The organism is Hymenobacter telluris (genome assembly GCF_017313265.1).
Lineage (GTDB): Bacteria > Bacteroidota > Bacteroidia > Cytophagales > Hymenobacteraceae > Hymenobacter > Hymenobacter telluris.
Genome location: NZ_JAFLQZ010000001.1, coordinates 261,371 through 276,665 on the forward strand (window position 1 = coordinate 261,371; position 15,295 = coordinate 276,665).

Consider the following 15,295-nt stretch of genomic DNA (forward strand, 5'->3'; position numbering starts at 1 on the left):
ACTAAAGATGGGACTTTTACAGGCCTATGTTGAGGCCGAAAGAGAAGGTGCGCGGCCGAGGATATACGTTGTTGTCAACACCGTTGAAAATCTCGGGGTCGAGGCCGGTGTACTTGGTTGCCAGGAAAGCATTCTGTACAGCAAACGTCAGCCGCAGCGTGCCTTTGTCTTGGAAGATGCTGCCCACGTTGTAGCCCAGTGTTACGTTTTCCATACGTAGGAAAGAACCGTTCTGGATGTAGTAGTTGGACGAGTAGCGCTCCTGCGTGGTGTTCGAGAAACCAGTGAAGTTGGCGTCGGTCGTTACGTTGGAAACAAAGTTGGTCGAACCGTTGATACCCTGATAGTTACCGTTGCCCGAATTTACGTTGTTGTACACGTAGTTGCCGAGTAGGCTACGCAGCGTGAAGCTCAGGTTGAACTTGTCGTACGACATGTTGGAGCTGAAGCCAAGAATGACTTTAGGAGCCGACTGCTTGAAGAGCGTGCGGTCGTTGTTGTTCACAAGACCGTCGCCGTTGACATCAGCGTACACATCCTGCAAAGGCTTACCGTTCTCGTCGTATACCTGCTTGTATACATAGAACGCCGACGAAGGTGCGCCGATGCTGTAGATACCGATGTTGGTGCCGGTACCACCCGAAATGCCCGTGTTTTCGATGCCTGCGAAGCCAGGAGCCTGACGGCCCAGCGACAGTACTTTATTGATATTGTAGGTGCCGTTGGCATTCAAATCCCACTTGAAACGCTCCCCTTGAATTGGGCTGGCGTTTAGGTTCACTTCAATACCCTTGTTCTCCAGCGAGCCTACGTTGGATACGAGCTGGTTGGTGTAGTTGGTGAGCAGCGGAATTGGAATAACAGCCAGCAGATCTTTGGTCTTACGGTAGTAAGCATCCACCGAGCCGTTGAGCTTGCCATCCAGGAAACCGAAGTCGATACCAGCGTTATAGGTGGTAGTTTGTTCCCACTTCAGGTTGCGGTTGAAGCCCTGGGGCGAGTAAGGCGAGTAATACTCATAAGCACCCGAAGTGCGGTTAAAGTAGCTGTACTGAGCGGTTGGCACGTTCAGCGCATAGCGCTGAATGTAAGGATAGTCGCTACCGGCAGCGGCTACTACGTCCTGCTGGCCGGTGATGCCGTAGCCTACGCGCAGTTTCAGGTCCGAGAAAGTGGAGTTGTCTTTCAGGAAAGACTCTTCCTTGAGGCGCCAGGCAAACGAGCCAGCCGGGAACAGGGCGTTGCGGTTGTCGGGGGAGAAGCGCGAAGAAGCGTCGTTACGCAGTGTACCGGTGAAGATATACCGGTCTTTGAGCGTGAGGTTGGCGCGGCCGTAGTACGAGAGAATGGTGTACTGCGTGTAGAATGGGTTGGCAGCAGCAGCCCGGAACAACGAGCCATCAGCCAGGAAAGTAGCGTAAGCAGGTTCTTCACGCTGGAAATCCTGGTACGAATAACCAGCCAGCAATTCCAGACGGGTAGCCGTGCCCAACTGCTTGGTATAGTTCAAATACGTTTCCAACAGCTTGTTGTCGCTATTTTGTGCGTACTGATTGAACGAGCCACCGCGGGAGGTGGTGTTTCTAGGATCGAGAGGAACGTTGAAGTAGGCGCTGGCAGCGTTGGCATCAACAAACTTGGAGCCATTGCTACGCGTGATGTCGTAGCCCACGTTCACGTTGGCGTGCAGATCGGTGAGGAACGGCAGAGCGTAATCGAGCTGAAGGTTACCGATGCTGCGCTTTACCGTGCTACGGTCGCGCACCAGGTTGAGCAGGGCCAGCGGGTTGCGGGGTACGTTCTGCTGCGGTACGCCACCTGCGCTTTGCAGGTACTCGAAGTAGCCGCCGTTCAGAGCTTCGTTGTTGTTGAATACCGGCTGGGTTGGGTCGAAGGCCAGAGCAGAGCCAATAGCGCCGGCGTCAGCAAAGTTGTTGTCGATCCACGAGCCTTTCACGTTCAGGTTTACGCGCAAGGTGTTGTTGAGCAGCACGGGGTTCAAGCTCAGCGAGCCAGTGTTCCGGATGAGGCGGTTGGTGAGCAGCAAACCCTGCTGCGACAAGTTGCCATACGATGCCCGGAACGGCAGTTTACCTACCGCACCAGTCAAGCTCACGGTGTTGTCGTAGCTCATGGCCGACCGGAAAATTTCGTCCTGCCAGTTGGTGTTGGCCGAGCCAAGCAGGCTGGTTTTGCTAGGGGCAATCCGGCCTACGGTTGCGCGGAACTCATCGGCCGACAACACATCCACTGAGTTGTAGCGACGCGAAAGGGAAGTCTGCGAGTTCACACCTACCGTTAATTTCTCGCCTGATACCCCTTTTTTGGTGGTAATCAGGATAACCCCGTTGGAAGCGCGCGACCCGTAAATGGCAGTAGCCGAGGCATCTTTCAGAACGGTGTAGGTTTCGATGTCATTGGGGTTGATGAGGCTGAGCGGGTTAGCCGAGCCACGAACCGCCGCGTTATCAACGGGCACACCATCAATTACAATGAGTGGGTCGTTGCTGGCGTTGAGCGACGAGCCCCCCCGGATACGGATGGTAGTAGCGGCACCGGGCTGGCCACCGCCGGTGGTGATTTGCACACCAGCTACTTTGCCCTGAATCAATTGCTCTGGGTTGGTAACCTGGCCTTGCACGAAATCTTTCGACGATACCGTGGTCAAAGAGCCGGTTACGTCCTGCCGCCGCTGCGTACCGTACCCGATTACTACGGCTTCATTGAGCAGAGTGGTATTCTCGTTCAGGGTAACGTTGCCCAGCGCTGCGTTTTGGCCGCTTACCGTGGTAAAGGGCTGACGGGTAGTGGTGAAGCCGACGTAGGATATTACCAGCACGTGCGGACCCGCTGGAATATTCTGAATAGAGAAGGTGCCATCCATGTTGGTTGAATTGCCAAGCGTGGTGCCTTCAATGAGAGTGGTAACGCCGGGCAGTCCTTCGCCCTTCTCATCGACGACGCGGCCACTTACGGAGCCAGTTTGGGCGAAAGCGCCCGTGAAACCGGCACACACAAACAATAGCAAAAACAATAGTTTTGCCAGGTAGGGGTGTTTCATTGGAAAAATGTTAAGAATGGAAATGGGTTTTTCCGGCTTGGCCGGAGTGGGAATTTGTGCGGCGGCGCGCACGTAATCAAGCCGCCTTGACAAACGTCAGGCAACTTCAGGTAAGACTTCTACAATCATGTTTTTGCAACAGTAACCCGGTAAATGGACACGCAAGTTACTTGTTTCATGCGGACATCGGAAACGTTTGCGGTTGCTCTATAGGAATAGCACTAATTCCACTTTATTGCGAAATTTCGCTTTCGTAAGCAAAGCTTGGCCTAATGATGCCTGGAGAACGGCTACAGTATTTATTTACTAGCAGAGGTGGCAGTACAGGCTGCTCCAAATTTGATTACAGCTTTTCAGTGTCTGCTGTGCAGAATATGAACTCGCACTGTGTCAGTGCTGATAAGTTCAGGATTATAGACTCGGTATGAATGCTGTAGGTAAGTTAGATAGCAAAGCCTTGAAACAGGGGGCTCAAAACCATAGAAATAAACATTTACTTAGCTAATTGGCCTGTTTTTAGAGGGTATATGTGCTGAATTATAAAGTGGCAGCAACAATCGAAATCCAAGAGGAGCAGAATAAAACCCCCTTGTTGTGGGTAGGTACGCTCTTGGTAAATCCGCAAAAAACAGCAAATCTAAACCCTGTTACGGCATGATTTTTCACCCGTTACTCACTTGCAATAGAGGCTGTGTAGCAGCCAAAAAGCAATAAATAGTTGCATTCCAAACGTGCTGAATAAACAGCGTTCTGCTCGTTGGGAAAGAAAAAATACAATTATTTTTTTTCAACGTAAAAGAGGGGGTGCTGATATTTCGTTACCAGTAATATGTGCCGCAGCGGAGTATTGCTGGCAATCCGGCGCTTCGTATATGCGGGAAGACAAGCGGGGCGCCTCCTGATTGAAGCTGCGGTGGCCTAGTTATGCGGCCAGACATATTAGTTGCCTGGCCGCATAGCTGATTAGAAATGGAATGGCGCTACTCGACAATAACTTTCTGGCTGGTAGCCTGGTCCCCAACTTTCAACTTCACCAAGTAGGAGCCAGCAGCTAAGTTGCTGAGGGTGTACTGCTTGTTGCCAGCCTGTTGTTCGTTGGCGAGGGAGCGTACCAGCTGACCCATAGAGTTATAAACGGCCAACGATACATTCTGCTGACCGTTTACTTTATAAGCAACAGTGGTTGCGGCTTGGGCGGGGTTAGGATACACCTGGAAGCCAAGTTCGGCGGCTACCGGATTGCGGCTGCTCAGAACACCCGTGCCAATAACGTAAGCCAACGACTGGGTGCCGGCAATAGTAGTGAAGTTCGGGTCAGCTCCGAATACCGTGGTGCGACCAGCCACTTGAGGAATAATATCCGTTGTAAATACCCCATCACCATCGGTGAAGGCTACGAACATATCCAAGCGGCTACCAACGGTTACGCCCGTGCCCAGTGTGGAGAGGGGAATCTCGATTTCCCAGCCGGCATTGTTGGTATTGGCCGTGAGGGTGGCCGTGTTCAAGTACGCGAATTTGCTGCCCGCCAGGTCGAGGGTACTTGGTGCGGTAACTACTGCGCCAGCTTTGCTGCCCTGTCCAATATACGTGTCGTTGCCAACAGCTACGCTAGTGCCAGTCACGTACGATACGCGGCTGAAATATACATCCGAACTGGTAGCCGAAGTTGGGCCTACCGAGGCTCGGAACCCGTAATCAACCTGCATGTCCAGCGTAGGGCGGTGCTTGAGCGGCGACGGTGCATCACTGCCACCGGCAAGCTGCACCCCAGCCGGAGCGCCTGTCCGGCCTGGCGTGTTCAGGTACAGGATAAGCGCACGGTAGTTGCCCGAAGCTGATTCCGCGGAGCCAGTTACCAGCACATTGAGTGTGGTAGCAGTGTAGCCCACATACAGCGCCTTCAGGCCTCTATCGGCCTCAGAGTGAGTATTGGTGTAGCTAGCCGCCAACTGGTATTTGCCAATACCAGTACCAATTTCAGCAGCGGAAGCCGTGCCGTCCACTGTGAATTGCGCGTTTGCATTGAGCGACGTTGCAGCTAACGCGCCAATTGCAGCAAGAGTAAAAAGTTTTTTCATAAAAGAGGGAGTTTTGGGGATAATAGAAGAAAAGCACTGTGCGCCTATCGCCAAGACAACTTGCCCTTACAGGGTAGAAACCGGTGGGAGTTTGTTGAATCACTAAGGCAAAGACGAAAGTACAAACGTTGTCGTAACGTAAGTACTCACTTTTTGAAATTTAGATACGCTGTAAGCCTACTAAAGCAAAGAAATTCTCTTCAAAATAGTGGCATCACCATGTACTATTTTCAGAAGGTATACTCCCGGAGTTAGTGCGGCTGGGACAACAAATGACTCTTGCAGAAGGCCTTTGCGTACAAGGCGCGGCGTACGTAGCATCTGCACTAGCTGCCCGGTAAGGGTATGCAGCGAAATCTGGACGGTTTCGTCTTGGGGTAGCGCGTATTCTACGGTGAAGTTTCGGTGGGCAGGATTTGGGAAGACAGAGGCGCTGGAGCCAGCGTGGGCGGCGGGGCCAGTTGTAGCCATTACCTGAGTTGGAACCAGTTCCACATCGTCGAGGCCGCAGGTATTGCCCGCGTTGGCATTGGAGCGCAGCCCAATTTCGCACTGCCCGTTCGTGACGTTGATGCCGGTTATCTGCACCTGCACCCAGTTGGGGTCGGCGGGAATGGCCGTGGTGCGCTCAGCACCGCCGAAGCCGTTGGCATATAGCTCGCACACGTTCTGGCCGCCGCTGCTCTGCGCCCAGGCCCGCAAGGTATAGGTGCCGTTGGGCAGGTTGGTTACCACCTGTGACGTGCGCACCTGATAAGCAGTAGCCTTGGAATGGGTCAGCTGATACAGGCTGGCCTGGCCATAGTTCTGGGTGAAATCGGCGTTGTCGTCGCTGGTAGACGTGGTAGTGGTCCAGCCCAAGGGCTGCTGGGTAGGGCCCGTGTACTCGAAGCCGGGATTATACACCAGGCCCCGGGCTGGCGGCGTATTCAGAAAAGCGTCCAGCGCGGCTGTGGGTTGGCCGTTGCCGCTCCAGGCCCCCAGGCCGTAGCCGCGCCAGTTGTAAGCCTGCGGTTCCCAGTACAATACGCCCAAGCCTTTGTTGCCGGGCACCGACTGTACTTTGGCCATGAGGTCGAGCAGCATTTGCTGGGTGGGAATGACGGCGCCAACCGGCATGCCGGTTTCCACTACCATCACCTCCTTGCCAGGGTAGCGCGTCACCATGTCGTTCATGTTGGTGAGGCACTGCGCCGTAAGGGTCGGCCAGTTGACGGCCGTGGGGTAAAGCGACATGCCCATGACATCCCAGCGGGCCGCGTTGTTGCGCAACCCATCGAAGATGTAGCGGAACAAGTTGTTGTTGAAGCCGTTGGAGATGTGCACAATCACCTTGCTGGTGGGATTCACGGCTTTCACGGCCGCATATCCTTGGTCTACCAGCTGTGCGAAATTGGCCATGTTGGTGGAAGCCCGGCCGTCGGGCCACAGCATGCCGTCGTTGGTTTCGTTGCCAACCTGCACCCACTCCGGTACAATATTGTTGTCCTTGAGCGAGTCGAGGACGTCGTAGGTGTGGTTGTAGAGGGCGGTTTTCAGCTGCGCGAAGGTCAGGTTCTGCCAGGCCGCGGGCTTGGTTTGCTGACCAGGGTCGGCCCAGGAGTCGCTGTAGTGGAAGTCAATCAGGAGGCGGAAACCGGCGTTGCGGGCCCGGATGGCTTTGGCTACCACGTCGGCTTTGCCGTTCCAGCCGCCCGTGGGGTTCACCCACACCCGCAGCCGGATGGTGTTCATATCCTTGCCGCGCAGAATCTGAAACAAATCCTGCTGCGTGCCGGCGTTGTTGTAGAACTGGTAGCCGGCCGCTTCCATCTCCGTAACCCAGCCAACATCAGCTCCTTTGGCGAAAACTGGCGTTTGGGCCTTCGCCACAGGCCCGCTGCATAAGGCCGCAACCAAGCCAATAAGCTGTAGAATTTTTTTCATGGGACGGTGGGTATTTTTAGGAGTAGATAAGAACGAGAGAAGCAAGTGGCGCGGCTGCTTACTGCAACGAAACCGATTCGAGGTCGAGGTGGCGCTGACCCGTGGCAGGAGCTGGTGCATCGAATACCACTTGCAGTACTTCGGCTTCGGGGAGGCGCAGAGCGGGTTGAGCGTTAGGCTTATACGTGAGCGGCAAGAAACCAGGGTAGGGGCGAGGTACCAACAGCAGCGCATCAGCCTGGAACGCCGACAACGGAATCCGTTGGGTTTGCACTTCGGGCCCTAGCTGCACCGTAGCGGAGTAGGCAGTGGCGTCTTTGGTTGTGAGTACCACTTTTACGGTAGTAGCCTCACTGGCGCGGCCTTTTACTACCACTTCCTTGAAACCCGCTAAATCCGTAGTACGGCCCACCAGCTTATCAGCAAAATAGGCGCGCAAAACGGCCGCCGGCCCCACCGTAGCAGCGGGCTGCGACTGACCAACGCGGGGCGCACCTTGCACGAGGCGCAAGGCCAGGTCGCCGGCCGGGGTGGTAACGTAGTCGGTCCAGGCGGTGCTGGCCAGGCCGCGGGCCTCTACCCGTTCCTGGTCGTAGCGGGCCTGGAACAGCGGGAGCGGAGCACTCGGGGCTACAATGGGAGTGGCATAGTGCTCGGGGTGGTAGTAGTTCCAGTCGCGGGGCTGGCCGGGGAAGCCGCCTGGGAACGTAATAGGGTACTTGTGTATGCCTTTGCGCACCACAAACCAATAGCGCAATTCACCAGCGTACAGCAACTCGGCAGGCACAGTGGCTTCCACGGTGGCGTATTTGGGGCTGGTTGTGGGCAGCGTAAGGGTACGGCCGTAGTAGTGCTGGGCCACCAGATACACACTGTCCTGTGGGTCAAGGTTGGTGATAGTAGCAGTGATGCGTAGCGGCTGCCCTACTGCGGCCTGAACTGGCGGCGTGTGGCGTATCTGCTGCAAAATTCCTTCAGGAAAATCGACCAATCTTGGCGCGTGGAAATCCCGTAATTCGCCGCCGTTGAAAGGAGTACGGGGTATGAAAGCATCCGTGGATTTGCCGTTAGCGGCCAGCACGTACACCCCCGGCTTCACAGTGGTACGGCCATCGGTGGTTTGAACCCGGGTGCCCCAAATATCATCTAGGGGGCGCAGCGAAAAGCCAGGACCGACGTCGGGCAGCGTTATTTGCAGTGGCTGCTCGTTCCAAAAAATCAGGGTAACGGGCTTGCTGAGCGAGGCTTTTTCAAACGGGTCCTTAACAGGAACGGCATCGGGCATCACCTCCAGGCGCCACACGCCGGGGGCCAGCTTATCCAGGAAATAGGCGCCGGTGCCACCGTAGCGCACCACCGGCGACGAGCCCACGCCGGCCAGGTGCTGCAACTTGGCGGGTTGCCTGGGCTGGGTGCTGGTGTTGGCGGTGTAGTAGAACTCCTCCGGCGTGTTCATCTCACTCAGCTGCTGCCGGTAGCTTACCCGAAACGCGCCAAACACCGAATCCTGCGGGTAGCGCCCGAACGACTGTCCGCGCTTCACCTGATGGAACACTTTCGAGGCAATCAGCAAGCTGAGGGCCTTGGCCGGCGTGTAGGCCAAGTTCAGGTAGTGGGTCTGGTACTCGGTGTTGGCGTACGCAATGGACATCGGGTCGTAGGCAAACTGGGTGGCCCACTGAAAGCCGGCCTCGCGGAAGCTGCGCGCCATAAACGGGTACATCACCGGCTGAATAATATCGGCCGACTCGAACTCGTAAATCATACGGGCCTTGCTGGTGAAGCGCTTATCGGTACGGAACGGAATCGGGTACTGGTCCACGAAGGGCAGGAAATTGCCGCGCAGCTCGTGCCCGGCCACCAAGCCCTGCGGGTACCATTGGAACGTTAGGCCGTCCACCTTGGCATTCAGGATGGCCTCGTACACGTCGGGGTTTTCCGACACGTTGTAGAACACCGGCTTGCGGCAGCCCGTGGCCCGAATGGCCTCGGCCATGCGGTTGGCAAAGCTGGTTACCTGCGCCTCGGGCTTGTGGTAGCGCGGCTCGTTGCACACCTCAAAGGCAATAATGTCCTGGTCTTCGCGAATAAGCTGCTTGGTGTAAGGGTTGCGGTGGTTGAGGAACTGCGTCAGGTACTTCTCCTGCGCCAGAATGGCACGCGGGTTGGTGTAGGCCTGGGTTTTCGAGTAGATGCTGGAAAAGCCCGTGCCGGTGTCGGGCTCGGGGTAGCCGTTGTTCCAGTAGGCAATGGGTGTCAGGATGATTTTGATGCCGCGCTGCTTGAGCTCGGCCACCAGAAAATCAAGCAGTTTCAGGTGCTCGTTCTGCTGCAAATTGCCCAGCGTATCCGTTATTTCCACGTCCCAGACGTGCACCCGAAACGCATCCACCCCCAGCCGCGAAAGGTGGTACACATCCTCCCGGATGGCCTGCTCGTGCAATATTCCTGACAGCTTGTTATAGCCTTGGTGTGCCCGGTAGGAGTAGGCAAACGGCATGGTATAGTTCACGCCGAACAGCGCCACTTCCTTTTTACCCTGCTGCCAGCGCAACACGCCCTGCTTGTCCACAAAAACGTCGCCTTTGGGATGTGCAGGAGTGGTCTGCGCTCTGGTTGCTGTGGGAAGAGTAGCGCAGCAAGCAAGGGCAACGAAAAGCGTGAGTAAACGGGTAAGCATGAAGTGGTAATTAGATGAAAATCTGCCGTCGTTTTGTGAAAACGGGCTGAAAGGTAGCCCTTAAAGCTACTACAGACAAACGTTTGCATTAATCCACTTAAAACTAGAGAATTCCGCAAGCCACAAATTCAGTTGCCTAACCTGCCTTCCATTTAGGATACGAAACAAAGGAAAGGCTTCTGGAATTTAGATAGCAAGACAGTTTTATGTGCTTTTCTGATTTCGCAGAAGGGGGTGCACCCCCAACAATGCAGTGGCTTGCTTTTACGCATTCGTTTGCGTTTTGTAAGCAGTATGTTCATTTTTGCAGCTCAAAAAAAATCACTATTTCCTTCCGGATAAGTACTAAAAATCAAGCATCGACAGCAACGCTTGATCCTGCTGAACCGCTCAGGCGCAAAGCTGGTAGTCGGCACCAAATAACTGGAGCCCGGTAGCGTAGCCGTGTGGCAGGAGCAGAGACTGTGAGCTAGCAAGCCGGTTCCCCTCCTTTTTTAAGGAAGGGTGGCTAGAGGCCGGGGTGGTAAAATCGTTAGAACGACAACTAGCTCTATTTCCTGGTTCTAATTAATCACCCATAACCCACACCTCTTTAATGCGCAGAATTTGAAAGAGGGGAACTAGCTTTTTAGCGCCTACCTTCCGAACTCTTCTTAACTCACTTAACTTCTATGCGTATCCTGTTGTTGCTGGTTGGGCTGTTAATATGGGCGGAGCGCTTATCGGCGCAAACCACGATTAGTATAGTGCGGGTGCCAGCCACTACGCCGGCCGATGCTGTGCTGTATATAGCAGGCTCTTTCAACAACCGGGACCCGGGCAGTACCGCCTACGCTTTTACCCGCCGCCCCGATGGCACCTATCAATTCATATTGCCCCCTACGGTGAAAGGTCCTGTCGAATACAAAATCACGCGCGGCACCTGGGCTTCGGCGGAAACTAATGCGAAACACGAGGGCATCGAGAACCACCGCTTCACTGTGGGTAGCGGCCGGGCCATAGTGGAAATGCAGGTAGAGAACTGGCAGGATTTCGGCGGCAGCAACAAGCCCTGTGAAAGCACCGCCCTGCAACCCAACGTGCAGATAATCAGCACCACGTTCAACATACCGCAGCTCAAACGTACTCGCCGCATCTGGGTGTACCTGCCCAACGACTACGCCGCCAGCGCCGCCAAACGCTACCCCGTGCTCTACATGCACGACGGCCAGAACGTGTTTGATGCCTGCACCAGCTTTGCCGGCGAGTGGGACGTAGATGAAACGCTGAGCGAGCTACAAAAGCAGGGCCTCGATGCTACCGGCTCCATTGTGGTGGCCGTAGACCACGGCGGCACCGAACGGCTCAACGAACTTTCGCCCTGGCGCAACCTCAAGCTCGGCGGCGGCCAGGGCGACCAGTACGTGGACTTTCTGGTGCAAACCCTCAAGCCCTACATCGACGCCAACTACCGCACCCTCACCGGCCGCGAGTTTACGGGCATTGCCGGCAGCAGCATGGGCGGCCTCATTTCCACTTACGCCGCCCTGAAGTACCCCATGGTGTACAGCAAAGTAGGCGTGTTTTCGCCGGCATTCTGGTTTGCTAAGGATTCCTTGATGGAATACATGCGCCGCCACCCCGCCAACCCTGATACGCGCTTTTATTTTGTGTGTGGCACCACCGAAGGCCAAAGTATGGTGCCCTTCATGCAAACCGTGCACGATGCACTGCTGCGCGGTGGCATACCGGCCGCCAACCTGAGCTTCAACCCGCGCACCGATGGGCAGCATTCTGAGTGGTTCTGGCGGCGTGAGTTTCCAGCGGCCTATCGTTGGCTGTCGGCACCGGCAGAGGAGAGGGTGAAAAGCAGGAAATAGCGAAATGCGTAACTGGCTTTGCTATTATAGCAACTACATGCCTGGATTATTGCCATTGCTTCAACAAGAAAACCAACATTTTGCTTGCTCGATAAAATGTCTGCCGTACCTTTGTGCCACTCAACGCCCTAAACGACTCCTGGCAATGACCGTTTCAATGATGCAGCAAGGCTGGTGGTGGCCCCTCGGAAATTCCGGACGGGACATCCTGTGCGTGCGTTAAGGCTCTTGAAACTCCTCTCCGCAACGACTCTACAGAAAGCCCGGCCGCCTCGCCGGGCTTTTTTATTGCCCGGCGCTCAGCTTCTCCCGACACGCCTCCCATGAAACAGTTCAAGCTCCATACTCGCTTCCTCCGCGCCCTTGCCGACACCATCACGCCTGTAGGCCTGTACCTGCGCCTGCGCGACCGGTATCCGAACTGCCTGTTGCTGGAAAGCTCCGACTACCACGGCCAGCAAAACGCCTTCAGCTACCTCGCCTTCGACCCACTGGCTCGGTTCGAGCTGAGCGGCAATGAGTTGAAGCTCACCTTCCCCGACGATACCACCGAAACCGAGACCCTAACGGAGCCCCGGTTGGCCCTGACCCGCTTGCAGGAGTTTGCCGGCTGCTTCGAAACCGAGCCCACCGGCCACGACTTTATTACGGGGGGCTTGTTCGGCTATATTGGCTACGAGGGCGTGCAGTACTTCGAGGATTTGGAGCTGAACGCCAGCAAGCAGGCCGCCGGTCAGATTCCGAGCATCCTGTACGGCACGTACCGCTACGTTATTGCCGTCAATCATTTCCGCAATGAGCTGTACGTGTTCGAGCACACGCTGGCCGGCGAAGAAACCGACCCCGAAGGCCTGACGCGGCTGGTGAATTTGGTGCGGAATCCGTCGTTGCCCGACTACAAATTCACGGCCGTAGGAGAGGAAACGACCAACCAGACCGATGAGGAATTTCTGAAAGTGCTGGCCGCGGGGCAGCAGCATTGCCGCCACGGCAACGTATTTCAGATTGTGCTGTCGCGCCGCTTTCAGCAGGGCTTCACCGGCGACGAGTTCAACGTGTACCGGGCGTTGCGCTCCATCAACCCGTCGCCGTACCTGTTCTATTTTGACTACGGCAACTTCAAAATCTTCGGCTCCTCGCCCGAAACCCAACTGCTCATCAAGGGGCGCGAAGCCAGCCTGTTCCCGATTGCCGGCACCTTCCGCCGCACCGGCCACGACGCCGAAGATGCTGCCTTGGCCCAGAAGCTAGCCGACGACCCCAAGGAAAACGCCGAGCACACCATGCTCGTGGACCTGGCCCGCAACGACCTGGCCCGCCACGCCGACAACGTGCGCGTGAAAACCTTCCGCGAAATTCAGTTCTACTCGCACGTCATTCACTTGGTGAGCGAGGTAAATGCCACCTTGGCCCCGTCGGCCAGCCCGTTGCAAGTGGTAGCCGACACATTCCCGGCCGGCACGCTTTCCGGGGCTCCCAAGCACCGCGCTATGCAGCTCATCGACGAGCTGGAACCCACTGCCCGCGGCTACTACGGCGGTGCCATCGGTCACCTCGGCTTCAACGGCGACTTCAACCACGCCATCATGATTCGTTCGTTCTTGAGCAGTGCCAACCAGTTGTACTACCAGGCCGGCGCCGGCGTGGTAGCTGCTTCCGACATCAATTCCGAGCTAAACGAGGTGCACCACAAACTAGCCGCTTTGCGCAAAGCTTTGAAAGAGGCCGAAGCAGTATAGCCGGTTGGGCTGCAACCTCCCGCGAAAAAACCAGACCCTACAGTCTGAGCCCTATTGCCTAATACCCACACCCCATGAAAATCCTCGTTCTTGATAATTACGACTCCTTCACCTACAACCTCGTGCAGGTGTTGCGGGAGCTAGGCCACGGCGATGATACCACCGTTATCCGCAACGATAAGCTGACCGTTGACGACGTAGAAGCCTACGATGCCGTGCTTTTGTCGCCGGGGCCGGGCTTGCCTTCCGAGGCGGGGCTAATGCCGGAAATCATTCGCCGCTATGCGCCCACCAAGCGTATTCTGGGGGTGTGCCTGGGCCATCAGGGGCTGGCAGAGAGCTTCGGTGGCGAACTGTATAACCTGCCCGATGTGCTGCACGGCATTGCTACCCAGGCCGATGTAACTGCCGAAGACCGGCTGTTCAACGGCCTGCCCGTGCAGTTTCAGGTGGGCCGCTACCACTCCTGGAGCGTGCGCCCTGAGTCGGTGCCAGCTGAGCTGGAAGTAACTGCCCTCGATGCCAACGGCCAGGTGCTGGCCTTCCGCCACCGCACCTATGACGTGCGCGGAGTGCAGTTCCACCCCGAGTCTATCCTAACGGAGCATGGCCACCAAATGCTGCGCAACTGGCTGGCCTAGCCGAGTAACTAAGAGCGTCATGCTGAGCTGGCCGAAGCATCTCTACCGCTTCGTTGCCAAGGTAATATTGAATACTGCTTCGGTAGAGATGCTTCGGCCAGCTCAGCATGACAGGATTCATAAATAAAAAGTCGGCTTAATCAGCGAAAATAAGCACCTGTGAAGCAATTACTTAATATCCTATTCGAGCAACAGCTACTCTCTCATGCCGAGGCGCGGGAGGCTATGCTGCAAATCGGGCAGGGCGAGGCCAATCCGGCAGAAATGGCCGCCTTTATGGCCGTGTACCGGATGCGGCCCATCTCAGTGCCCGAACTAGCCGGTTTCCGGGAGGCGCTGCTCAGCCTCAGCCGCGACCCGGAGCTAGGCACCCACGACACGGTGGATATAGTAGGCACCGGCGGCGACGGCAAGGACACGCTCAATATCAGCACGTTGGCTTGCTTTGTGGTGGCGGGCGCAGGCTATAAGGTGACCAAGCACGGCAACATCGGGGTGTCGTCGGTATGCGGCTCTTCGGATGTGTTGGCGCAATTGGGGGTTGACTTTGCGGCCAGCAACGACGTGCTGAAGCGGCAGTTGGAGCAGGCCAACATTTGCTTTCTGCACGCGCCCTCGTTTCACCCGGCCATGCGCCACGCCGGACCCGTGCGCCGCGAGTTGGGCGTGCGCACCTTCTTCAATATTCTGGGGCCGCTCGTGAATCCGGCCCGGCCCCGCTACCAGGTGGCCGGCACGTTTAGTTTGGAGCTGCTGCGCCTTTACCATTACCTGCTGCAACAAACTTCGGCTTGCTACACCGTGGTGCACGCCCTCGATGGCTACGACGAACTTTCGCTCACCGGCGCGGCCAAGCTAGCCACCCCCGAAGGCGAGCAATTGGTAACGGCCGCCGATTTTAAACTGGCCGCTACTACACCCCAGGAATTAGCCGGCGGCCGCACACCTACCGAATCGGCCCAACTGTTCCTGAATGTGCTGGAAGGCAAAGCCACCCGCCCCCAGCGCGACGTAGTAACCGCCAATGCTGCCCTGGCCATCCGGTGCCTGGAACCCGGTTTTGGTTTTGCCGAAGCCCTGGCCGCTGCCCAGGAATCGTTGGATTCCGGGCGGGCCCGGACGGCGCTGCGGCAGTTGCTGGCCGCTACGCCCAGCAAAGCCGTGTCTGTGTAAGTAACTGTCATTCCGAACGGAGTGAGGAATCTGAGTAAGGCCGTTCACTGGTTCAACTCAGATTCCTTGCTTCACTCGTAATGACAAACTATCAATACCTGTTCACTCACTGCCCCGGCAAACGTCTGGCGGTAC

Annotated in this window: 8 protein-coding genes; 4 read left to right on the forward strand and 4 right to left on the reverse strand. The window is 56.3% G+C overall.

The genetic code is table 11. The features are described 5' to 3' along the window. Window positions 1-16: 16 nt before the first annotated feature. The 4 genes from J0X19_RS01065 to J0X19_RS01080 form a co-directional block, all read right to left on the reverse strand. Window positions 17-3,061, reverse strand: coding sequence for a SusC/RagA family TonB-linked outer membrane protein (locus J0X19_RS01065; RefSeq protein WP_206980029.1), 3,045 nt, complete (start codon window positions 3,059-3,061; stop codon window positions 17-19). Between the two features lie 980 nt (window positions 3,062-4,041). After that, window positions 4,042-5,142: a T9SS type A sorting domain-containing protein gene (locus tag J0X19_RS01070; RefSeq protein WP_206980030.1), complete on the reverse strand. Its 1,101-nt coding sequence runs from the start codon at window positions 5,140-5,142 to the stop codon at window positions 4,042-4,044. Window positions 5,143-5,322: 180 nt separating this feature from the next. Continuing rightward, a complete protein-coding gene (locus J0X19_RS01075) occupies window positions 5,323-7,068 on the reverse strand; it encodes a glycosyl hydrolase 53 family protein (protein ID WP_206980031.1) in 1,746 nt (581 codons plus the stop codon). Window positions 7,069-7,126: 58 nt separating this feature from the next. Continuing rightward, entirely contained in the window at window positions 7,127-9,748 is a 2,622-nt protein-coding gene (locus J0X19_RS01080; RefSeq protein WP_206980032.1) for a cellulase family glycosylhydrolase, read from the reverse strand. 671 nt (window positions 9,749-10,419) lie between these two features. Here J0X19_RS01080 and J0X19_RS01085 point away from each other — a divergent pair. The 4 genes from J0X19_RS01085 to trpD all read left to right on the forward strand — a co-directional run bounded on the left by J0X19_RS01085 (window position 10,420) and on the right by trpD (window position 15,160). Next, complete coding sequence (locus J0X19_RS01085) at window positions 10,420-11,607, forward strand: alpha/beta hydrolase-fold protein (protein ID WP_206980033.1); 1,188 nt, start codon at window positions 10,420-10,422, stop codon at window positions 11,605-11,607. A gap of 323 nt (window positions 11,608-11,930) precedes the next feature. Next, complete coding sequence (locus J0X19_RS01090; protein ID WP_206980034.1) at window positions 11,931-13,346, forward strand: anthranilate synthase component I family protein; 1,416 nt, start codon at window positions 11,931-11,933, stop codon at window positions 13,344-13,346. Between the two features lie 74 nt (window positions 13,347-13,420). Beyond that, window positions 13,421-13,987, forward strand: a complete 567-nt coding sequence (locus tag J0X19_RS01095; RefSeq protein WP_206980035.1) for an anthranilate synthase component II — start codon at window positions 13,421-13,423, stop codon at window positions 13,985-13,987. 159 nt (window positions 13,988-14,146) lie between these two features. Then, entirely contained in the window at window positions 14,147-15,160 is a 1,014-nt protein-coding gene (gene trpD, locus J0X19_RS01100; protein WP_206980036.1) for an anthranilate phosphoribosyltransferase, read from the forward strand. The last annotated feature ends 135 nt before the right edge of the window (window positions 15,161-15,295 follow it).